At 65.9% G+C, this 21,350-nt stretch carries 22 protein-coding genes and 1 tRNA gene; 9 read left to right on the top strand and 14 right to left on the bottom strand.

All coding sequences use genetic code 11. From position 1 onward, the window contains the following. Positions 1-11 precede the first annotated feature (11 nt). Both CDO46_RS18330 and CDO46_RS18325 read left to right on the top strand, forming a co-directional pair. Complete coding sequence (locus tag CDO46_RS18330; RefSeq protein ID WP_087839997.1) at positions 12-239, top strand: sulfurtransferase TusA family protein; 228 nt, start codon at positions 12-14, stop codon at positions 237-239. Between the two features lie 108 nt (positions 240-347). Next, on the top strand, positions 348-1,472 hold the full coding sequence (locus CDO46_RS18325) for an SGNH/GDSL hydrolase family protein (RefSeq protein ID WP_087839920.1): 1,125 nt from the start codon (positions 348-350) through the stop codon (positions 1,470-1,472). Positions 1,473-1,489: 17 nt separating this feature from the next. Here the strand turns inward: CDO46_RS18325 and CDO46_RS18320 are convergent, their stop codons facing one another. The 6 genes from CDO46_RS18320 to CDO46_RS18295 all read right to left on the bottom strand — a co-directional run bounded on the left by CDO46_RS18320 (position 1,490) and on the right by CDO46_RS18295 (position 7,575). Next, entirely contained in the window at positions 1,490-1,792 is a 303-nt protein-coding gene (locus tag CDO46_RS18320; protein ID WP_087839919.1) for an addiction module antidote protein, read from the bottom strand. Beyond that, a complete protein-coding gene (locus CDO46_RS18315) occupies positions 1,789-2,097 on the bottom strand; it encodes a type II toxin-antitoxin system RelE/ParE family toxin (protein ID WP_087839918.1) in 309 nt (102 codons plus the stop codon). Before CDO46_RS18315 ends, CDO46_RS18320 begins: the two co-directional genes overlap by 4 nt. 155 nt (positions 2,098-2,252) lie before the next feature. Beyond that, a complete protein-coding gene (locus CDO46_RS18310; RefSeq protein WP_087839917.1) occupies positions 2,253-5,102 on the bottom strand; it encodes a valine--tRNA ligase in 2,850 nt (949 codons plus the stop codon). Positions 5,103-5,210: 108 nt separating this feature from the next. Further along, positions 5,211-5,615 carry a hypothetical protein gene (locus tag CDO46_RS18305; protein ID WP_087839916.1) on the bottom strand — a complete coding sequence of 135 codons (405 nt, stop codon included), beginning with the start codon at positions 5,613-5,615 and terminating at the stop codon, positions 5,211-5,213. Between the two features lie 6 nt (positions 5,616-5,621). Continuing rightward, positions 5,622-6,053, bottom strand: a complete 432-nt coding sequence (locus CDO46_RS18300; RefSeq protein ID WP_087839915.1) for a DNA polymerase III subunit chi — start codon at positions 6,051-6,053, stop codon at positions 5,622-5,624. A gap of 13 nt (positions 6,054-6,066) precedes the next feature. Continuing rightward, positions 6,067-7,575 (bottom strand): leucyl aminopeptidase, encoded by a 1,509-nt coding sequence (locus CDO46_RS18295; RefSeq protein WP_087839914.1) that lies wholly within the window; start codon positions 7,573-7,575, stop codon positions 6,067-6,069. Positions 7,576-7,651: 76 nt separating this feature from the next. On the opposite strand from CDO46_RS18295, the gene lptF reads away from it, so the two are divergent. The 3 genes from lptF to CDO46_RS18280 all read left to right on the top strand — a co-directional run bounded on the left by lptF (position 7,652) and on the right by CDO46_RS18280 (position 10,352). Beyond that, the gene (gene lptF / locus CDO46_RS18290) at positions 7,652-8,731 is read left to right on the top strand and encodes an LPS export ABC transporter permease LptF (protein WP_087839913.1); all 1,080 of its coding nucleotides are present in this window, start codon (positions 7,652-7,654) and stop codon (positions 8,729-8,731) included. Positions 8,732-8,890: 159 nt separating this feature from the next. Further along, the gene (locus CDO46_RS18285) at positions 8,891-9,838 is read left to right on the top strand and encodes a CysB family HTH-type transcriptional regulator (RefSeq protein WP_087839912.1); all 948 of its coding nucleotides are present in this window, start codon (positions 8,891-8,893) and stop codon (positions 9,836-9,838) included. Between the two features lie 121 nt (positions 9,839-9,959). Further along, the gene (locus CDO46_RS18280; RefSeq protein ID WP_087839996.1) at positions 9,960-10,352 is read left to right on the top strand and encodes a DUF2325 domain-containing protein; all 393 of its coding nucleotides are present in this window, start codon (positions 9,960-9,962) and stop codon (positions 10,350-10,352) included. On the opposite strand, the gene CDO46_RS18275 is transcribed toward CDO46_RS18280, so the two are convergent. Beyond that, positions 10,306-10,941 (bottom strand): C40 family peptidase, encoded by a 636-nt coding sequence (locus tag CDO46_RS18275; protein WP_087839911.1) that lies wholly within the window; start codon positions 10,939-10,941, stop codon positions 10,306-10,308. The two genes, CDO46_RS18280 and CDO46_RS18275, sit on opposite strands and share 47 nt — an antisense overlap. A 252-nt stretch (positions 10,942-11,193) precedes the next feature. Here CDO46_RS18275 and CDO46_RS18270 point away from each other — a divergent pair, with 252 nt between their 5' ends. Beyond that, a complete protein-coding gene (locus tag CDO46_RS18270) occupies positions 11,194-11,601 on the top strand; it encodes a heme-binding protein (protein WP_087839910.1) in 408 nt (135 codons plus the stop codon). A gap of 23 nt (positions 11,602-11,624) precedes the next feature. After that, entirely contained in the window at positions 11,625-12,950 is a 1,326-nt protein-coding gene (locus tag CDO46_RS18265) for an MFS transporter (protein ID WP_243724413.1), read from the top strand. Here CDO46_RS18265 and CDO46_RS18260 read toward each other — a convergent pair. The 3 genes from CDO46_RS18260 to CDO46_RS18250 form a co-directional block, all read right to left on the bottom strand. Then, the gene (locus tag CDO46_RS18260) at positions 12,931-13,329 is read right to left on the bottom strand and encodes a hypothetical protein (RefSeq protein ID WP_132979234.1); all 399 of its coding nucleotides are present in this window, start codon (positions 13,327-13,329) and stop codon (positions 12,931-12,933) included. The genes CDO46_RS18265 and CDO46_RS18260 overlap by 20 nt on opposite strands. Before the next feature lie 184 nt (positions 13,330-13,513). Next, positions 13,514-15,025, bottom strand: a complete 1,512-nt coding sequence (locus CDO46_RS18255) for a fumarate hydratase (RefSeq protein ID WP_087839908.1) — start codon at positions 15,023-15,025, stop codon at positions 13,514-13,516. Between the two features lie 67 nt (positions 15,026-15,092). Further along, complete coding sequence (locus tag CDO46_RS18250) at positions 15,093-15,731, bottom strand: YqhA family protein (protein WP_242621400.1); 639 nt, start codon at positions 15,729-15,731, stop codon at positions 15,093-15,095. A 239-nt stretch (positions 15,732-15,970) separates the two neighbouring features. On the opposite strand from CDO46_RS18250, the gene acs reads away from it, so the two are divergent. Next, positions 15,971-17,950, top strand: a complete 1,980-nt coding sequence (gene acs, locus CDO46_RS18245; protein ID WP_087839906.1) for an acetate--CoA ligase — start codon at positions 15,971-15,973, stop codon at positions 17,948-17,950. A 424-nt stretch (positions 17,951-18,374) separates the two neighbouring features. Further along, positions 18,375-18,464 (top strand) — tRNA-Ser (locus tag CDO46_RS18240). 137 nt (positions 18,465-18,601) lie between these two features. Here the strand turns inward: CDO46_RS18240 and arsH are convergent. From arsH to CDO46_RS18220, 4 genes are read right to left on the bottom strand one after another with little or no spacing between them, the layout of a single operon-like run. Beyond that, positions 18,602-19,342 carry an arsenical resistance protein ArsH gene (gene arsH, locus CDO46_RS18235; RefSeq protein ID WP_140416875.1) on the bottom strand — a complete coding sequence of 247 codons (741 nt, stop codon included), beginning with the start codon at positions 19,340-19,342 and terminating at the stop codon, positions 18,602-18,604. After that, positions 19,320-19,742 (bottom strand): arsenate reductase (glutaredoxin), encoded by a 423-nt coding sequence (gene arsC, locus CDO46_RS18230; RefSeq protein WP_087839905.1) that lies wholly within the window; start codon positions 19,740-19,742, stop codon positions 19,320-19,322. The genes arsH and arsC overlap by 23 nt, the downstream gene beginning before the upstream one ends. Before the next feature lie 21 nt (positions 19,743-19,763). After that, positions 19,764-20,831: an ACR3 family arsenite efflux transporter gene (arsB, locus tag CDO46_RS18225; protein ID WP_087839904.1), complete on the bottom strand. Its 1,068-nt coding sequence runs from the start codon at positions 20,829-20,831 to the stop codon at positions 19,764-19,766. Between the two features lie 9 nt (positions 20,832-20,840). Next, entirely contained in the window at positions 20,841-21,332 is a 492-nt protein-coding gene (locus CDO46_RS18220; protein WP_087839903.1) for an arsenate reductase ArsC, read from the bottom strand. Positions 21,333-21,350 lie beyond the last annotated feature (18 nt).

Here is a 21,350-nt window from a genome sequence, read left to right as displayed (position 1 = left end):
GTACCGAACCGGTGGCGTTCGATCTGGAGGTGGATGCCAAGGGGCTCAAGTGCCCCTTGCCCATCCTGCGTGCGAAGAAGGCGCTGGCCACGCTCGAGAGCGGGCAGGTATTGAAGGTGGTGGCCACCGACAAGGGGTCGGTGCGTGACTTCCAGGCTTTTTCCAAGCAGACCGGCAACGAGCTGCTGGCGCAGACCGACGATGGCGAAGTGTTCGTGCATTACATGAAACGCCGCTGACGGGCTACAGGTACTTTCTCCGCCCGCGGCGCTGAACCTGCCGTCGGGCGGCGTGTCATACCGCAGCTGGCGTTCGCCGGCGCGACCGTTCTCCCCAAGGTGACCCCCATGCGGCTACCGTCATTGCGTTGGCTTCTGGTCCTGGCGCTGCTCGTCGTGGGCGGCTTGGCGGCAATGGCCTTCCGCGACCGCGCCGTGCGCCCGATCGTGACCGGGCCGATCAGCGCCATCGTGTCCTTTGGCGACAGCCTGAGCGACGTCGGCACCTACAATCCCGGCGCAACCTATCCCGACCCGGCCACGCGCAGCGCGGCAGGGCAGCGTTTCACGACCAAGCCTGGGGAGGTCTGGGTGGAAGTGGTGGCCGACGCGCTGGGCCTGCCGATCAAGCCGAACCAGCAGGTCGATTTCGGTCCGCGCGGGCAAGGCGGCCGCATCGTGGACCTGGGCGGCAATGGCTATGCGCAGGGCGGTGCCCATATCGAGACCGACGCCGCGACGGCGCCGGCTCCGGATGGCATCCCGGCCGATGGCGGACTCCAGGGCGAGACCGCCGTTTCCATCAAGGCCCAGATCGACCGCTACCTGGCCACGCACAAAGGCTTCGACGGGACGGAACTGGTGCTGGTGCAGGGCGGCGGCAACGATTTCCTCGATGCCTTCCAGACCCTGGGAGACACCGAGCCCGAACCCGCGTCCGATGCCGACGACCGGATGGAGGCGCTGGTCCGGGCCAAGGCGGCCGCCATGGTGGCCCAGCTCAAGCGTCTGTCCGCGGCCGGCGCCAAGCGGATCGTATACGTCAACCTTCCCGACCTGGGCATGCTGCCGTTCATCCGCAATACCGAGCTGGAAGACCTGGCCACCGACGTGTCCGAGGGCTACAACGAACTCGTGGCCGGCGGGCTGTCGGGAACGGGCGTGCAGGTGTTCGACCTGGCCGGCCTGATCGACGATGCCGTCGACGACCCCGCCGCGGTGGGCCTGACCGTGACCGACAAGCCCGCCTGCACCAATTACGATGCGTCGCAGGGCGAGGTGGATGCACTGCTGTGCACCCCCGCCACGCTGGTGGAGCCGGACGCGGACCAGCACTATTTGTTCGCGGATTCCATGCATCCGACCACGGCCGGGCACCGGCTATGGGGGGAGAAGGTGGCGGCCTTCATCCACGATCGCTTTGGCGCGGTGGTCAAGCCGGTCCGGGTGGCCAGGGATACGACGGCTCGTTGAGCCGGGCAGGGCGAGCGTCACGGGGCTTTGGCTGCAATGGTGAAGACGACACCGAGCGAGTCCATGACCTTGCGCAGGGTCAGATAGTGCGGATTGGCCCCTGGAGCCAGGGCTTTGTACAGGCTTTGCCTGCCCAGTCCGGCTTTGCGCGCAATGTCGCTCATGCCGCGCGCACGCGCCACGGCTGCCAGCGCGGCAAGAAAGACGTCGGGGTTTGCGTCGCCGGCCGCTTCCGCGAGAAAGCAGGCGATGCTAGCTTCGTCTCGCAGGAATTCAGCCGCATCGAATTCGGCGGTGGTTGTTTTTGTCGGCGCTATCATGCGTGTCGCTCCCGCTTCAAGTCCCGCCAGATGGTCCTGGCGAGTTCGATATCGTGTTTCTGCGTGTCCTTGATGCCCGCACAGAGCAGGACGTAGATGTCGGCACCCTCCCGTGCGATGTAGAGCCGGTAGCCTGGGCCGATATGCAGGCGAAGTTCGTGGATGCCTTCGCCGATGGAACGCATGTCGCCAAAGAGCCCGTGCTGGACGCGCAGAAGCCGCATCAGGATGGCGCCACGGTCGCTTGGGCTTTTCAGCCGATGCAGCCATTCCGCGAACTGGTTCGTTCTCTTGATGATCAGCATGCCAAGTGTCTCCTCGTGGAGACAGTTTGTCAAGCATGCAGCGATATTTCAACCGTCGGGGTGATCTTTTTGTCATCCTTCGGTTCAGGGGGAGGGCGTTGCGGATAAGGAAACGGCCCCGGAAGGGGCCGTTCTCGCCGGTCGAAAATCCGCTGTCAGCCCAGTTTCGCCCGCTGCTCCCGCACCTTGTCCAGCGTATCGCTGAACTGGGCCAGCCGGGCGCGTTCCTGCTCCACCACGGCGGCCGGGGCGCGGTCGACGAAGCTGGCGTTGCCCAGCTTGCCGTTGGCTTTGGCGATCTCGCCTTCCAGGCGGGCGATCTCCTTGTCCAGGCGGATCTTCTCGGCGGCCACGTCGACCTCGATGTGCAGCATCAGGTGTGCGTCGCCGACCACCTGCACGGGGGCGCCGACGACGTCGGGCAACCGGTCGACCACCTTGACCTCGGTCAGCCGGGCCAGGGCCGCCAGGTAGGGGGCATTGCGTTCCAGGGCGGCGCGGTTGCCGGTGGCGTTCAGCGGCGCCTTCTGCGAGGGCGGCACGTTCATTTCGCCGCGCAGCGCGCGCACGGCGTCGACCTGGGCCTTGAGCTCGGCCATCGCGGCTTCGGCGGCCTCGTCGATCTTCTCGGCCTGGGCGGCGGGGTAGGGCTGCACGCCCACGCTGGTGGATTCGCCGGCGCGGCGCTTGCCGGCCACCACCGAGACCTTCTGCCAGAGTTCTTCCGTGATGAACGGGATGATGGGATGCGCCAGCCGCAGCACGGTTTCCAGCACACGGATCAGCGTCTGGCGCGTGCCGCGCTGCTGGGCTTCGTTGCCGGTCTGCAGCTGGACCTTGGCCAGCTCCAGGTACCAGTCGCAGTATTCGTCCCAGACGAAGCGGTACAGCGCGGTGGAGATGTTGTCGAAGCGATAGTCGTCGAAGCCCTTGGCGACCTCGGCCTCGGTGCGCTGCAACTGGCTGATGATCCACTTGTCGAACACCGACAATTCCACCGCCGCGCCGGCTTCCACGCCGCAGTCCTTGCCTTCGACGTTCATCAGCACGAAGCGGGTGGCGTTCCACAGCTTGTTGCAGAAGTTGCGGTAGCCCTCGCAGCGCTTCAGGTCGAAGTTTATGTTGCGGCCCAGCGTGGCGTAGGCGGCCATGGTGAAGCGCAGCGCGTCGGCGCCGAAGGCCGGAATGCCCTCGGGGAATTCCTTGCGGGTCTTCTTGGCGATGCTCTCGGCCTGCCTGGGGTTCATCAGGCCGGTGGTGCGCTTGGCCAGGAGGCCGTCGAGGTCGATGCCGTCGATCAGGTCGACCGGGTCCAGGGTGTTGCCCTTGGACTTGCTCATCTTCTGGCCTTCGGCGTCGCGGATCAGGCCGTGCATGTAGACGTGCCTGAACGGGACCTGGCCGGTGAAGTGCGTGGTCATCATGACCATCCGGGCGACCCAGAAGAAGATAATGTCGAAGCCGGTGACCAGCACCGACGAGGGCAGGTAGCGCGCCAGGTCGGGCGTCTGTTCGGGCCAGCCCAGCGTGGTGAACGGCACCAGCGCCGACGAGAACCAGGTGTCCAGCACGTCAGGGTCGCGGGTGAGCGCGCCGGCGTAGCCGGCGGCCGCGGCCTTGTCGCGCGCTTCCTGCTCGTTGCGGGCCACGAAGATGCGGCCGTCGTCGGCGTACCAGGCGGGAATCTGGTGGCCCCACCACAGTTGGCGCGAGATGCACCAGTCCTGGATATTGTTGAGCCACTGGTTGTAGGTGGTGGTCCAGTTCTCGGGGTAGAACCTGACGCGGCCGTCGGCCACCACTTCCAGCGCGACGTCGGTGATCGACTTGCCGGGATGGTGGGTGCCCTCGGGCGCCGGCTTGCTCATGGCGACGAACCACTGGTCGGTCAGCATGGGCTCGATGATGGCGTTGGTGCGGTCGCCGCGCGGCACCATCAGCTTGTGCTTCTTGACCTCGGCCAGCAGGCCCTGGGCCTCGAGGTCGGCCACGATGCGGGTACGGGCCTCGAAACGGTCCAGCCCCCGGTAGACCTCGGGCGCCTCGTCGTTGATGCGGCCGTCCAGCGTCAGGATGGAGATCATGGGCAGGCCGTGGCGCTGGCCCACGGCATAGTCGTTGAAGTCGTGCGCGGGCGTGACCTTGACCGCGCCGGTGCCGAATTCACGGTCGACGTAGTCGTCGGCGATGACGGGAATCAGGCGGCCGGTCAGCGGCAGGCGGACCTGCTTGCCGATCAGGGCCTGGTAGCGTTCATCCTCGGGATGGACCATGACGGCGACGTCGCCCAGCATGGTCTCGGGACGGGTCGTGGCCACGACGATGGCGGCATCGCTGCCGTCGACCGGGTAGCGGATGTGCCACAGGTGGCCGTCTTCTTCCTCGCTGACCACTTCCAGGTCGCTGACGGCGGTCAGCAGCTTGGGGTCCCAGTTGACCAGGCGCTTGCCGCGATAGATCAGGCCTTGCTCGTACAGCCGCGTGAAGACCTCGGCCACGCCGCGCGACATGTCCTCGTTCATGGTGAAGTATTCGCGCGTCCAGTCGGGCGAGGTGCCCAGCCGGCGCATCTGGCCGGTGATGGTGCCGCCGGAGTGCTGTTTCCATTCCCAGACCTTCTCGACGAACTTGTCGCGGCCCAGGTCGTGGCGGCTGACCTTCTGCGCGTCGAGCTGGCGCTCGACCACGATCTGCGTGGCGATGCCGGCGTGGTCGGTGCCCGGGATCCACAGCGTGTCGAACCCGCGCATGCGGTGGTAGCGCGTCAGGCCATCCATGATGGTCTGGTTGAAGGCGTGGCCCATGTGCAGCGTGCCCGTCACGTTGGGCGGCGGCAGCTGGATGGTGAAGGCCCGGCCGTTGTCGGGGCCCTGGACGTGTACCCCGGCCTTGAAGTCCCCCCGTTGTTCCCACAGCGGATACCAGCGCGCCTCGATGGCGGCCGGCTCGAAGCTCTTGGGCAGTTCGTCGGTCTCGGTTTGAGGTTGGGGAGAGGCTGAGGTCATCGGTGTTCCGGAAATACGTCGGTCGGGCGCGCGGCGGTGCGCCGCAGGCGCCAAACCGAGGATTTTAGTGGATTCTTCAGAGGCTGACGGCAGGCGGCCGGCGTCTCTTCAGCGCGGGGAAAGGGGCTTGCTCTCGACGGCGGCGCGCCGGATCAGTTCTTTCTGGACGGCCTCGTCCACCAGCCGGCCGAGTTCTTCCCGCAGGTTGTAGGCGATGTCTTCCAGTGCGCGGGCGGCCGCCACTTCCAGCGAGGCCCGCATGCGGGTCTTCAGCAGGGGTTCCACCCGGTCGAGCAGGTCCTGCAGGATGGCGGCGCGCAGCGCCTCGATGCCGTCTTCGTCATCCGGACCGGGCGGGGCGGCGGGGGCGGCGGCAGGCGCGGCCACGGGCCAGGATGGAGCGGGCGGCAAAGGGGCCGGCTCCGCCTTCCTGGCCGGCTGCGGCAGGTCCAGGACTTCGGTCAGGAGCGGGATGCCGGCGTCGTCGCGCGGAGGGAAAGAAGGGGCTTGCATATCGGCTCAGGGCAACTGGTGGCGCGACACGTCGTGCCGCACGATGTTGTGGCCGCACTCCTGGTAGAAGCGCCAGCGTGCCCGTGCCGCTTCGCGGTCGGCGGGATCGTTGGTGACGATCTCGATGACGCGCTGGAAGCGGGTGTAGATGGGCGGCCAGGTGTCGTCCAGGTTCAACAGCCAGTCGTGGTGGGGCGTGGGCGCGTCCGAGGCGGTCAGCACGATGGGCGTGTCGGCCGCCAGCGGATCGTTGACGCGGACGTGGGGGATGAAGGAAATGTCGTCCAGTGCCCAGAGCATCTGATCGAAGGCGTTCAGGCGCCCCGTGTCGCGGCAGTACACCACCAGCCGGTGCCCCGCCTGGTGGCGGCGGGTGGCGATCTGGCAGGCGGTGCGCAGCCGGTCGGGGGCGCTGAAGGCGAAGTCGATTTCGGTCATGGGCGGGACGGCGTCAGACCAGGGACAGCAGGTACTGCGTCAGCAGCGGGACGGGGCGGCCGGTGGCGCCCTTGTCCTTGCCGCTGCGCCAGGCCGTGCCGGCGATGTCCAGGTGCGCCCAGCGATAGCCCTTGGCGTAGCGCGACAGGAAGCACGCGGCGGTGACGGCGCCGGCCGGCGGGCCGCCGATGTTGGCCATGTCGGCGAAGTTGGACTTGAGCTGTTCCTGGTAGTCGTCGTCCAGCGGGAGGCGCCATACCGGGTCCAGCGCCTGGCGCGACAGGCTGGTCAGCGTGTCGGCCAGGGCGTCGTCGGGGGTGAAGAGGCCGGTGTTGACGTGGCCCAGCGCCGTGACGCAGGCCCCCGTCAGGGTGGCGATGTCGATGACGGTGGAGGGCTTGAAGCGCTCGACGTAGGTCAGGGCGTCGCACAGGATCAGCCGGCCCTCGGCGTCGGTGTTCAGGATCTCGACCGTCTGGCCGGACATGGTGGTCACCACGTCGCCCGGCTTGTTGGCCCGGCCGCTGGGCAGGTTCTCGCACGCGGGCACGACGCCGATCACGTCCAGCGGCAGGCCCAGCTCGGCCACGGCGCGCAGCGTGCCGAACACGCTGGCGGCGCCGCACATGTCGTACTTCATTTCATCCATGCCGGCGGCCGGCTTGAGCGAGATGCCGCCCGCGTCGAACGTGATGCCCTTGCCGACCAGCACGACCGGGCCGCCGGCGGCTGCCTTGCCGCGCCCCGCGGGCTTCTGCCTGGCGCCTTCGTAGCGCAGCACGATGAACTTCGGCGGTTCGTCCGAGCCGCGCGCCACGGACAGGAAGGAGCCCATCTTCAGCGCCTCGATCTGCTTGCGGTCCAGCACCTCGACCTTGAGCTTGTGCGACTTGCCCAGCTTCTTGGCGGTCTCGCCCAGGTAGGTGGGGGTGCAGACGTTGCCCGGCAGGTTGCCCAGGTCGCGCGCGAGCGACATGCCGTTGGCGATGGCGCTGCCTTCGCGCAGGCCGGCCTCGGCCTCCCTGGCCTCGGATCGCTCGACCGCGAGGACCAGGCGCGCCAGCTTGGGCCGGCTGACGGCATCGCGCTTGCCGAAGGTGGCGTCGAAGCGGTAGGTGACTTCGCCCGCCGCGATGGCAGCCAGCCGCGCGCGGGTGCGGACGTCGGCCGACTGCATGGGGACGGCGGCCAGGGCCGACACGGTCTCGGTCACGCCCAGCGCCGCGACGGCGGCGAGGGCGGCGCGATGGGCGGCGGCCAGCGCCTTGGGCGACAAGGCCTCCTGCGACCCCAGCCCGGCCAGCACGACCCGCTGGGCCGCCACGCCGGGCAGGGACCTCAGCACCAGCGTTTCGCCCGCCTTGCCCTTGAAGTCGGTCTTGACGGCGGCGCGCACCGCGCCCTGGGCCGCCCGATCGACGGCATCGGCCGCCTGCGTCAGCACGCCGTCGGCGTGCACGCCGACCACCAGCGCGGCGGTCTTGATTTTCTCGGGGGCGGAGGTCTGTGTGCTAAAGTCCATGCGCGATTCTTCCTGTATGTAGTCGCGAGATTGTCAATTATCCCGCAGATGCGGGCCCCTCGCACAGGCCAGTACCGTGTTCCTGTTCCAGCGCTCCGTCAAAGACGAACTGACCAGCCATGCCAGCGTCGTATTCTCCACGCTCGTGGTCGTATGGATCAGCGTGCTGCTGGTGCGCCTGCTGGGCGAGGCGGCGGCCGGCCGCATCGGCGCCGACGTGGTCACGGGCATCGCCGCGTTCTCATCCATCAACGCCCTGCCCACCATCATCGCGGTCTCGGTGTTCATCGCCGTGCTGACCACGGTCACCCGCAATTACCGCGAATCCGAGATGGTGGTCTGGTTCTCCAGCGGCCTGAGCCTGGCCGACTGGTTCAGGCCCATCCTGCGCTTCGCCATTCCGTCGGCGGTATTGATCGCCACCTTGACCCTGGCCGCCTCGCCCTGGGCCCAGAAACAGATCGCCGAGTACCGCCAGCGCTACGAGCAGCGTTCCGACGTCTCCAAGGTCACCCCGGGCCAGTTCCTGGAGTCCAGCGGGATCGACCGGGTGTTCTACGTGGAGTCCGCCAACGACGCCGTGGACCGGGTCAGCAACGTGTTCGCGCGCTGGATAGAGAACGGCCGGCTCAACGTGCTGGTCTCGGGCGGGGGCATGCTCGAGGACCAGCCCAACGGCGACCGCTTCATGGTGCTGGAATCCGGCCATCGCTACGAATTCGTACCCGGCACGCCGCAGTTCCGCCTGATGAGTTTCGAGAAATACGGCGTGCGGATGGAGAGCAAGGGCCCGCCTTCCGCCGATGACCTGTCCACCAAGGCGCGCTCGACCATGCAGTTGCTGCGCGAAGGCGGGCAGGGCGCCGCCGGCGAATTGCTCTGGCGCGTCAGCATGCCGCTGCTGGCCATCAACCTGGCGCTGCTGGCCATTCCGCTGGGCGCGGTGAATCCGCGGCTGGGCCGCTCCGGCGACATCGTGATCGCGCTGCTGGTGGCCCTGTTCTACCTGAACATGGTCAACCTGGCCAAGGCCTGGGTGAACAACGGCCGGGTGGACTTCTTCGTCGCCCTGGTCGGGTTGCACGGGGCGGTCGCCGCGCTGACGGCGGCCCTGATGTATTTCCGCCTCAGGGTGAAGGCGCCGAAAGGGGCCTAGCCGCGGGGGCTGCGCAGGTTCCGTGGCTTCCATGCTGCGAAATCCGACTATGCTAATTACTAAATATAATAAATAGCATGTTGTATATTACATTATGATCTATGGGTTGCCACGGCCCATCCGTCCGGGTTGGATGGCAGATCCATAGTGAATCGCACCATGAACCTGCAGCAATTCAAATTCGTCCGGGAAACCGTGCGCCGCGACTTCAACCTGACGGAAGCCGCGAGGATGCTCTACACGTCCCAGCCAGGGGTGTCCAAGGCCATCATCGAACTGGAAGACGAACTCGGCGTGAAGATCTTCGAACGCCATGGCAAGCGCATCAAGGGCCTGACCAAGCCCGGCCTGGCCGTCTCGCAGATCGTCGACCGCATCATGCGCGAGGTCGACAACCTCAAGAAGGTCAGCGACGAATATGCCCGGCGCGACGAAGGCGGCCTGACCATCGCCTGCACCCACACCCAGGCCCGCTACGCCTTGCCGCAGGTGATTCCCGCCTTCCGCAAGCTGTTTCCCAAGGTCCATCTGTCGCTGATCCAGGGCAGTCCGGGCCAGTTGGCCGACATGGTGCTGAACGAGCAGGCCGACCTGGCGGTCGCCACCGAGGCGCTGGCCTTGACTCCCGGCATGGTGACGCTGCCCTGCTATACCTGGGAGCATGTGGTGGTGGTCACGCCGGACCATCCCCTGGCCCAGCTGACGTCGTCCCAGGCCAAGAAACTGACGCTGGAGCAGCTCGCGCAATATCCCGTCATCACCTATGACCGCGCCTTCGCCGGCCGCAGCGCGATCGACCAGGCCTTCAGCTCGCAGGATGTCCACCCGGACTTCGTGCTCGAGGCCATCGATGCCGACGTCATCAAGACCTACGTGGAACTGGGACTGGGGATAGGGATCATCGCCGGGGTCGCCTACGACCCCCGACGCGACACCGGACTGGTCGGGCTGCCGGTGGGGCGCCTGTTCGGCATGCACACCAGCCGGATAGGCGTGAAGTCCGGCACCTTTCTGCGGGACTACGTCTACACCTTCGTCGAACTGCTGGCGCCCAGCCTGACGCGGGAAGTCGTCCAGAATGCGATCAAGCCATCGGACCAGGGCTGACAGGCTTTTCCTATCTCCGGAGCGATGTCGATCAGTTTAATCAAATGAGAATTCATATCATTCTTGTTGACTCTATAACGAGAATGATTATCATTTGGCGAAAGCAATCGACATCACGGAGATCGTCATGGCAGTCAGCGCAGTCGTGGTCGGGGCAGACCGGCTAGGCAACATCCCGGACCTGCTCAAGGGGCACAACATCGCCATCACCCACCATATCAGCGGGCGGGATCCGGCGCATCAGAAGAAGACGCTGCAACTGCCGTCGGGCACGGAGTTGCTGATCCTGCTGACCGATTTCCTCGGGCACAACGTGATGAAGGCCTTCCGCCAGGCCGCCCAGCGCGCGGGCATACAGGTGGTGGCGTGCCGGCGATCGGTGTGTTCGATGCAGCAGGCGCTCGAGAACTGTGGATTGTGCGGCGCCGAGGCGGGCGCGCCGTGCGCCCGCCTCGCGCAGGAAGAAGTCAGCGTGAAGCTGATTCCGAGGAAGCCAGGCGGCGGGCGCCGTTGAAGCGCTTCTTCCAGTAGGCCATGTCCATGCTTTCGACCCGCACGACCCCTCCCGACGAGGGGGAGTGCACGAAGCGGCCGTCGCCCAGGTAGATGCCCACGTGCGAGAATTTCCGGCGCAGGGTGTTGTAGAACACCAGATCGCCGGGTTGCAGGTCGTCGATGTCGATGGGGTCGCCCACCCGGCTGATTTCCTCGGCCCGGCGCGGCAGTTGCAGGCCCAGGACTTCACGGCTGACGTAGGCTACCAGCCCGCTGCAATCGAAGCCGGCCTCGGGCGACGAGCCGCCCAGGCGGTAACGCACCCCCAGGTAATTCAGGGCGTAGGCCGCCAGTTCGGCCTGGCCGCCCACGGTGGCGTCGGACTTGTCGTCCTGCCATTGGCCCGACAGGATCTTTTCCGGATCCAGCGGTTCGGTGCGGGACGGCACGGGGGAGATGCTGTCTTTCCACGACGGAACGGGGTGGCTGGGCAGACTGTACCGCGCCACGCGCTTGGCGGGCGTATCGGCAGCGGCCGAGGGACCGTTCTGCGGGGAGGGCGGCGATTGCGTGGCGCAGCCGGCCAGTATCGCGGACCCGACCAGCATGGCCAGCTTCCCACCCGCTTTCCGGACCTTCGCCCCGCCGGCCGGGAATCGTGGCCGGGATGCAGGGAGGCGAAGGGGAATGCGGGCCTTTTTCATTCGTATAGGGGGACGCTGGGCACAAGATGATACAAAAGTGGCGCTAAGATACCTCTTTGGCGGCGCCCAGGTCAATGCACTTGTGCGTGCAAAGCTATAAATCCGGCATGGGGACGCCCTACAATCCCCGTTTTTCCCCAACGAGGATTCCGCTCCATGAAGACCAAGCACGTCCTGACCGCCGACGACGTCAAGAAAATCCTGGCCGCCGCCGAAGCCGAGGCGCTCGCCAACAAGTGGGCCGTTTCCATCGCCGTGGTCGACGACGGCGGCCACCTGCTGGGCCTGCTGCGGCTGGACGGCGCTCCCGCGATCTCGGCCCACATCGCCCCCTCCAAGGCCCATACGGCCGCGCTGGGCCGCCGTGAATCCAAGGTCTACGAAGACGTCGTCAACAATGGCCGCACCTCGTTCCTGTCCGTGCCCACCATCCATGGCATGCTGGAAGGCGGCGTGCCGGTCGTGGTGGAAGGCGAGACCATCGCCGCGGTGGGCGTGTCCGGCGTGAAGTCCAACGAAGATGCGCAGATCGCCCGCGCGGGCATCGCGGCGCTCGGAATCTGAGTCCGCCAGCCGGGTTGGCCGCCATGTCCGGGCCGTCCATGCGCGGCGCCCTGAACCCGGGCGTCCGCCGGCGCGAGGTCTTCGCCTGGGCGCTTTATGACTTCGCCAACTCCGGCTACACGACGGTCGTCCTGACGGCCGTCTTCAATGCCTATTTCGTCGGCGTGGTGGCGGGCAATGCCCACTGGGCCACGCTGGCGTGGACGGCGACCCTGTCGCTGTCCTATTTGATCGTGATGCTGGCCATGCCCGGCCTGGGCGCCTGGGCCGATGCCCAGGCCGCCAAGAAGCGGCTGCTGGCGGCCAGCACCGTGGGCTGCGTGGCGGCCACGGCGGCCCTGGCGCTTGCCGGGCCGGGCGGCTTCTGGATCGCGGTACCCGCGATCATCATCTCCAACGTCTGCTACAGCGTGGGCGAATCGGTCATCGCCGCCTTCCTGCCCGAGCTCGCCCGGCCCCAGTACCTGGGCCGCGTTTCAGGCTGGGGGTGGAGCTTCGGCTACGTGGGCGGCATGCTGACCCTGGGACTGTCGCTGGCGGTCGTGATCGCGGCGCAGGCGGCGGGCCGGCCCGCCACCGACTTCGTACCCTGGACCATGCTGGTCACCGCCGCGGTCTTCGCCGCCGCCGCCGTGCCGGTCTTCCTGTTCCTGCGCGAACGCGCCCGGCCCGCGCGCGCGGCTGGCGGGCGGCCAGGCTTCATGCCGGTCATGCGCCAGCTCGCGGCTTCGTGGCGCGACTCGCGTGCCTTCCCCGATTTCCGCCGGCTGCTGATCTGCGGCGTCTTCTACCAGGCCGGCATCGCCGTCGTCATCACGCTGGCCGCCGTCTATGCCGAGCAGGTCATGAAGTTCGGCCAGACGCAGATCATGACCCTGGTGTTCCTGGTCAACATCGCGGCCGCCGCCGGGGCCTTCGCCTTCGGCTTCGTCGAGGACCGCATCGGCCACCAACGGGCCCTGGCCGCCACGCTGCTGGGCTGGATCGCGATGGTGCTGATCGCCTTCTTCGCCACCAGCCAGGGCGGCTTCTGGGCAGCCGCCACCATCGCCGGACTGTGCATGGGATCCAGCCAGAGCGCCGGGCGGGCGATGACCGGCGCCCTGGCACCGGCTTCCCGCCTGGCCGAATTCTTCGCCCTGTGGACCTTCGCCACCCGGCTCGCGTCCATCATCGGCCCGCTGACCTACGGCCTCGTGACCTGGGCCACCCAGGGCAACCACCGCCTGGGCATCCTGTCCACCGGACTGTTCTTCGTGATCGGATTGGCGGTGCTGCGGCACGTCGACATGGCCCGCGGCGTCAAGCGGGGCCACGAGGCCGAAGGGCTTACGCCTTCAGGTAGTTGAGCAGACCGAGCACCAGCGCGGTCGCCGGCACCGCCGAGGCGGCATACCACTTGACGTAACCGATTTCACGCCCGACCGAATCGATCTTGGTGTCGAGCCGGCTTTCCATGGCGCGCATTTCGCCGCGCAGTCCGGCCAGCGAGGCATCCGTGCGCTGCTCCATGGATTTCATCTCGCCCCGCAGGGCGTTCAAGCCGAGATCTATCTTGTGATCAAGAGCCTGTATATCCCGATGCAGGCTCTCGATGTCCCGCCGCATGCCTTCCTGCCCATAGTCGATTTTCGCATCCATAGCGGAGTCCATGGCAAGCACGACGGCCTTGGCGCGCTCTTCCGATACGCCCACAGCTGTCAGCGAGGTAAAAAGTTCAACATGCACGATGCCGGCTCTCGATCGTAGAACGAGGAGCGATCATAGGCAACATCTCGATCCTGCGGGCATAGGGTCGGACAATTCCATCCGCCTCGCCGTTGCCTCCGCAGTTGCCAGGGCACAGCGGATCCGGCTTTGCCGGTCCGCCAGTGCCGCCCCCTGGGGGGCGCGCGTAAGCGCGTAGGGGGGGTCAAGCCATCTCAGCGATCTTGACCTTCCACGTCTTCGGCCCGGTTTCATGCACCGACGTGCCGTTGGCATCCACGGCCACGGTCACGGGCATGTCCTGCACGTCGAACTCATAGATGGCTTCCATGCCCAGGTCCTCGAAGCCCACGACCTTGGCGCCGCGGATCGCCTTGGACACCAGGTAGGCCGAGCCGCCGACCGCCATCAGGTAGGCCGACTTGTGCTTGCGGATGGACTCGATGGCGACGGGGCCGCGCTCGGCCTTGCCGATCATCGAGATCAGGCCGGTCTGCTCCAGCATCATGTCGGTGAACTTGTCCATGCGCGTGGCGGTGGTGGGGCCGGCCGGTCCGACGACCTCGTCGCGCACCGGATCGACCGGGCCGACGTAGTAGATGACGCGGTTGGTGAAGTCCACCGGCAGTTTTTCACCGCGGGCCAGCATGTCCTGGATGCGCTTGTGCGCGGCGTCGCGGCCGGTCAGCATCTTGCCCGACAGCAGCAGGGTCTGGCCCGGCTGCCACGAGGCGACTTCTTCCTTGGTCAGCGTGTCCAGGTTGACGCGCGTGGACTTGTTGTAGTCCGGCGCCCAGTGCACGTCGGGCCACTCGTCCAGCGACGGCGGCGTCAGGATGGCCGCGCCCGAACCGTCCAGCACGAAGTGCGCATGGCGGGTGGCGGCGCAGTTGGGGATCATGGCCACCGGCTTGGAAGCGGCGTGGGTCGGGAACATGCTGATCTTGACGTCCAGCACGGTCGTCAGGCCCCCCAGGCCCTGGGCGCCGATGCCCAGCGCGTTGACCTTCTCGTACAGCTCGATGCGCAGTTCTTCCAGCTTGTTGCTGGGGCCGCGCTCGAGCAGTTCGTACATGTCGATGTCTTCCATCAACGACTGCTTGGCCATCAGCATGGCCTTCTCGGCCGTGCCGCCGATGCCGATGCCCAGCATGCCGGGCGGGCACCAGCCGGCGCCCATCAGGGGCACGGTCTTGAGCACCCAGTCCACCAGCGAGTCGCTGGGGTTGAGCATGACGAACTTGGTCTTGTTCTCGGAGCCGCCGCCCTTGGCCGCGACCTGCACGTCCACGGTATTGCCGGGAACCAGCTCCACGCTCAGCACACAGGGCGTGTTGTCGCGGGTGTTCTTGCGCTCGAACTGCGGATCGGCCAGCACCGAGGCGCGCAGCTTGTTGTCCGGGTTCAGGTAGCCGCGGCGCACGCCCTCGTCGCACAGTTCCTGCAGAGTGCGCCGGGTGTCGAAGCGCACGTCCATGCCGATCTTCATGAACACGTTGACGATGCCCGTGTCCTGGCAGATGGGGCGCTTGCCCTCGGCGCACATGCGCGAGTTGGTCAGGATCTGGGCGATCGCGTCCTTGGCCGCCGGGTTCTGCTCGCGCTCGTAGGCGCGGGCCAGGTGGCGGATGTAGTCGACCGGGTGGTAGTAGCTGATGAACTGGATCGCGTCGGCGATCGACTGGATCAGGTCTTCTTCCTTGATGACGGTAGTCATGGGCGCTCCGAAAAGAGAAGGGTGGGGCGCTGGCATGCCGCCGCGCCAGGAGGTTGTGGTCGTGCTGTCAGTGTCCGTGGGCGTCCTGCTTGAGCATGGGAGCCATGAGGCGGTCGCAATAGGCGATCGCCATTGCGGACAGCAGGAAGGCCAGGTGGATGCCGGCCTGCGCCAGGATGGTCTTGGCGTCGTAGTGCGCGGCGTTGATGAAGGTCTTCAGCAGGTGGATGGACGAGATGCCGATGATGGCGGTGCCCAGCTTCACCTTCAGGACCGAGGCGTTGACGTGGGACAGCCATTCCGGCTGGTCGGGATGGCCTTCCAGGTGCAGCCGCGAGACGAAGGTTTCGTAGCCGCCCACGATGACCATGATGAGCAGGTTGGAAATCATCACCACGTCGATCAGCCCCAGCACCACTAGCATGATGGTGGTCTCGGTCAGCTTGGTGGGCGGTGCGGCGGGCGCGGCGCCGGGCACGACCGGCATCACGGCCTCGGCCAGCATGGCAATGGCCTCCTTGTTGCCGAAGGCCGCTTCGATCAGGTGCACCAGCTCGACCCAGAAATGGTAGACGTACACCCCCTGGGCGACGATCAGACCAAGGTAGAGCGGCAACTGGAGCCACCGGCTCATGAAGATGAGCTTGGGCAGCGGGCGCAGGGGTTCCGTCCGGGAAAGCCCCGGTGGCATGAGAGGGGAAGACATGTTTTCCAGGTAGGCTGGGGCGCGCAGAATAACGGTTTGGCGGGAATTGTATGCCAAGAGGAAGGACCACCCCCTACGCGCTTCGCGCGCCCCCTCAAGGGGGCGGCACTGGCGGACCGGCGGAGCCGGATCCGCTGTGCCCTGGGTGGGTTTGTTGCAGTGCAGCGCGTACGGACCACCGGCTTTCGGTAACCTATGGGTATCCGCTCCCTATCACTTCCATCAAAGGACGCAAGGCGATGTCTACCATCGATTCAGTGCTGACCGAGACGCGTGTTTTCCAACCCTCGGCGGAGTTCGTCAAGCAGGCGAACGTTCCCGGCATGGCCGCCTACCAGGCCCTGTGCGACGAGGCCGAGCGCGACTTCGAGGGGTTCTGGGCGCGGCTGGCGCGTGAAACCCTGCAATGGAGCAAGCCGTTCACGCGGACGCTGGACGAGAGCAATGCCCCTTTCTACAAGTGGTTCGACGACGGCGAGCTGAACGTCTCGTACAACTGCCTGGACGTCAACCTGGCCAACGGCAACGCCGACAAGGTCGCCATCATCTTCGAGAGCGATGACGGCGCCGTCACCAAGGTCACCTACCGCGAACTGCATGCCCGCGTGGGGCGCTTCGCCAACGGCATCAAGGCCCTGGGCTACAAGAAGGGCGACCGCTCCATCATCTACATGCCCATGTCCATCGAGGCCGTGGTCGCCATGCAGGCATGCGCCCGCCTGGGCATCACCCACTCCGTGGTGTTCGGCGGCTTCTCGGCCAAGAGCCTGCAGGAGCGCATCGTCGACGTGGGCGCGACGCTGGTCATCACCGCCGACGAGCAGGTCCGCGGCGGCAAGACCATCCCGCTCAAGCCCGCGGTGGAAGAAGCCTTCGCCATGGGCGGCTGCGAGGCGGTCAAGAACGTCGTCGTCTATCGCCGCACCGGCGGCAAGGTGGCCTGGACCGAAGGCCGCGACCTGTGGATGCACGACGTGGAGAAGGGCCAGTCCGACCAGTGCGAGCCGGTCCAGGTCGAGGCCGAACACCCGCTGTTCGTGCTCTACACCTCGGGTTCCACCGGCAAACCCAAGGGCGTCCAGCATTCGTCGGCGGGCTACCTGTTGTGGGCCGCGCTGACCATGAAGTGGACCTTCGACCTCAAGCCGTCCGACGTCTACTGGTGCACGGCCGACGTAGGCTGGGTCACCGGCCATACCTACATCGCCTACGGCCCGCTGGCCGTGGGGGCTACCCAGATCGTGTTCGAGGGCGTGCCCACCTATCCGAACGCCGGCCGCTTCTGGGAGACCATCCAGAAACACCGCTGCTCCATCTTCTATACCGCGCCCACCGCCATCCGCTCGCTGATCAAGGCGGCCGAGGCCAGCCCCGACCACCACCCGAAGAAGTACGACCTGTCCAGCCTGCGCGTCATCGGATCGGTGGGCGAGCCCATCAATCCGGAAGCCTGGATGTGGTACTACAACAATGTCGGCGGCGAGCGCTGCCCGGTGGTCGACACCTGGTGGCAGACCGAGACGGGCGGCCACATGATCACGCCTCTGCCGGGAGCCACCGGCCTGAAGCCCGGATCCTGCACCCTGCCGCTGCCGGGCATCATGGCCGCCATCGTGGACGAGACCGGCGAGGACGTCGAGCTCGGCAAGGGCGGCTTCCTGGTGGTCAAGCGTCCGTGGCCGGCCATGATCCGCACCATCTGGGGCGATCCCGAGCGCTTCAAGAAGAGCTACTACCCCGAGGAACTGGGCGGCACCTACTACCTGGCCGGCGACGGCGCCAACCGCGACACCGACGGTTATTTCTGGATCATGGGCCGCATCGACGACGTCCTGAACGTCTCGGGCCACCGCCTGGGAACCATGGAGGTCGAGTCGGCGCTGGTGGCCCATCCCATGGTGGCCGAGGCCGCCGTGGTGGGGCGCCCGGACGACCTGACCGGCGAGGCCGTGGTCGCCTTCGTGGTGCTGAAGCGTTCCCGGCCGGACGACGCCGAGGCCGCCGAGATCGCCAAGGAGCTGCGCAACTGGGTCGCCAAAGAAATCGGCCCCATCGCCAAGCCCAAGGAAATCCGGTTCGGCGACAACCTGCCCAAGACCCGCTCCGGCAAGATCATGCGCCGCCTGCTGCGCGTGGTCGCCCAGGGCGAATCGGTCACGCAGGACGTTTCCACGCTGGAGAACCCGGCCATCCTGGAGCAGCTGGGCAAGGCGCTCTGATTGACGTAGAATGCACGGATTTGGTGCATTTGTATCCAAAGCTGTGGTGCGCACCGCACCATAATAGGGGTCAATCCCTAGTGTCACAGTCCAATTGCGGGCGCAGAATATCGTTATGCAGTGGAGGAGACAAAACCCCTGCAGTCTTTAGAAAAGCAAAACGCCCGCGCGGCCGACGACCTAGAGCGTCGGCCGCCGTGGCAATAACGGCAAGGCGCAGCGGTCTCCTCCATTCTCGCCAAATCGTTCGATCTGGTGCCCGGCTCACTCCCCATTCTGGTTCCCGTCTTGCCGCGTGGCACGGTTTTGTGCATTGCAATGTGCCATGCTGGACGCTTTTGCTCGGCCTTATGGCGGGGCTTGGCTGCATGGCCCGCAATCTGGTATTATTGCGGGCTCTTCTGCCCAGCCTCTTGGGTAGCAAGGACAGGTGGCCGAGTGGTTGAAGGCGCACGCCTGGAACGCGTGTATATGTGAAAGCGTATCGTGGGTTCGAATCCCACCCTGTCCGCCAAGGACACCGCAACGGTTAGCACCCGTTGCCCAAAAAGCCGCTTCTCCCCAGGGAAAGCGGCTTTTTCTTTGCCCGCCGTCGCCTGGCGTGAGCCAAAGTGTTGCGCCTGAATGAGAAGCCCGGTGATGCTTGGTTCGTCAGATCGATCGCTGATTCACGCGCTTCGATAGTTCCTCCGCACTCTCTTTCCGTTCGCTGTATCGATCCACCAGGTAGTCCCGAACACCGCGTGTGAGCAGCGTGAACTTCATCAGTTCCTCTATGACATCCACCACGCGGTCGTAGTAGCTCGACGGCTTCATGCGTCCTGCCTCGTCGAACTCCAGGAAGGCCTTGGGCACCGAAGACTGGTTGGGAATCGTGAGCATCCGCATCCAGCGCCCCAGGAGCCGCATCTGGTTGACGGCATTGAACGATTGCGAGCCGCCCGATACCTCCATGACCGCCAGCGTTTTGCCCTGTGTAGGACGGACGGCGCCGAGGGATAGAGGGATCCAATCGATTTGGGCCTTCATGATGCCGGTCATCGCGCCATGGCGCTCCGGCGAGACCCAGACCATGCCGTCGGCCCATTGGACGAGATCGCGCAGCTCTTGGACCTTGGCGTCGGAGTCCGGTACGCTGTCCGGAAGGGGAAGTCCGACAGGGTTGAAAATCCGGGTCTCTCCGCCCATGGCCTGGAAGAGCCGGCGGGCTTCTTGAGCCAGAAGCCGGCTGTATGACCGTTGACGAACGGAGCCATATAGCACCAGGAATCTGGGCGGTTGCCCAGACCGCGACCAGGGGAACTGAAACTGGCCCAGCTCCGGACGAGTGAAAAGCGTTTCGTCAATATTCGGCAAGTCTGGCCAACGTTCAGACACGACGGCCCTCCGCATCCACGACGACCTGGCCGTCTTCCTTCGTGTACGCCCCTTGCTGTGGACGAGGCAGGATGTCCAGCACTGCTTCGGACGGCCGGCACAGGCGGGTGCCGAGCGGCGTCACCACGAAAGGCCGGTTCATCAGGATCGGATGCTTACCGATGAAGTCGAGCAACTGTTCGTCGGTCCACTTTGGGTCGTCCAGGCCCAGCTCGTCGTAGGGTGTGCCCTTGACGCGCAACGCCTCCCGGACTGTCAGTTCCGCGTCGGCAATCAGCCGAGAGAGCGTTTCGCGCGACGGCGGTTCGTTCAGGTATTCGATAACGATGGGTTCTTCGCCGCTGTTGCGGATCATGGCGAGCGTGTTGCGCGACGTGCCGCAAGCCGGGTTGTGATAGATGGTGACGTTGCTCATGGGAGTGGTCCAGGTGGGATGTTAGGCACGCTCGTACCAGTTACGGGACCGGTTGACGACGCGCACCACCAGCAGCATGACGGGAACTTCGATCAGCACGCCTGCCACGGTCGCCAATGCAGCGCCGGACTGGAAGCCGAACAGGGCGATCGCGGCCGCCACGGCCAGCTCGAAGAAATTTGATGCGCCGATGAGGGCGGAGGGGCAGGCGATGTCGTGTTTCTCGCCGACACGCCGGTTGAGCCAGTAGGCCAGGCTGGAGTTGAAGAAGACCTGGATCAGGATGGGGACGGCCAGCATGGCGATGACCAGCGGTTGCTGGATGATGGCTTGGCCCTGGAACGCGAACAGCAGGACCAGCGTTAGTAGCAGGGCCGCGATGGACAGCGGGCCGATGCGGGCCATGGCGCGCTCGAAGGCGGCTTGGCCCCGCTTGAGCAGCGCGCGCCGCCAGAGCTGCGACAGGAGCACGGGGATGACGATGTAGAGCACGACCGAAGTCAGCAAGGTATCCCAGGGTACGGTGATGGACGAGATTCCCAGCAGCAGGCCGACGATGGGCGCGAACGCAAACACCATGATGGCGTCGTTCAGCGCTACTTGCGAAAGCGTGAACACGGGATCGCCGCCGGTGAGTCGGCTCCAGACGAACACCATCGCGGTGCAGGGCGCGGCGGCCAGCAGGATCAAGCCGGCGATGTAGCTGTCGAGCTGGTCCTGCGGCAGCCAGGGGGCGAATACCTGCCGCACGAACAGCCAGCCCAGGAAGGCCATGGAAAAGGGCTTGACCGCCCAGTTGACGAACAGGGTGACGCCGATGCCGCGCCAGTGCCGGCGCACCTGGCCCAACGCAGCGAAATCCACCTTGACCAACATCGGGATCACCATGATCCAGATGAGCAGGCCCACGGGCAGGTTGACCTGGGCGACCTCCATGTGTCCGATCGCTTGGAAGATGCCGGGGGCGATCTGGCCTGCTGCGATACCGATGACGATGCACAGCAGTACCCAGACGGTGAGGTAGCGCTCGAAAATGCTCATTGAAGGCGCCGGTGTGGCACATCCCAGCGCGGGATTCTGCGCAGACATGCCGGCCCCTTACCGCTTGCCGATGCTCTGCAGCTCGTGCTGCAAAGACATACCGTCCAGCTTCTGGATCGGCAGCGCCAGGAATAGCTCGATGCGGCGTTTGAGCGCGATGGCTGCATCGTGGAAGGCCTTGCGCTGTTCATCATCCCCTTCCACCGCGGCGGGGTCGGGCACGCCCCAATGGGCCGATACCGGCTTGCCCGGCCAGATCGGGCAAACCTCTCCCGCCGCGTTGTCGCAGACGGTGAAGATGAAATCGAGCGGCGGGGCATCGGCACGCGCAAATTCGTCCCAGTTCTTGCTGCGATATCCCGTGGTCGGCAAAGCCAAGCGCTCCAAGGTAACCAGTGCCTGCGGGTGCACTTCGCCTTTGGGATGGCTGCCGGCCGAGTAAGCGCGGAAGCGTCCCTTGCCCAGTCCGTTGAGCAAGCCTTCAGCCAGGATGGATCGAGCCGAATTGCCGGTGCAGATGAACAGAACGTTGTAGGCCTTGTTTTCCATGGGGGTCTCGCGAGCGCA

Source organism: Pigmentiphaga sp. NML030171, assembly GCF_002188635.1.
In the GTDB taxonomy this organism is placed as follows: domain Bacteria; phylum Pseudomonadota; class Gammaproteobacteria; order Burkholderiales; family Burkholderiaceae_B; genus Pigmentiphaga; species Pigmentiphaga daeguensis.
This window is presented reverse-complemented; position numbering and strand designations above follow the sequence as displayed.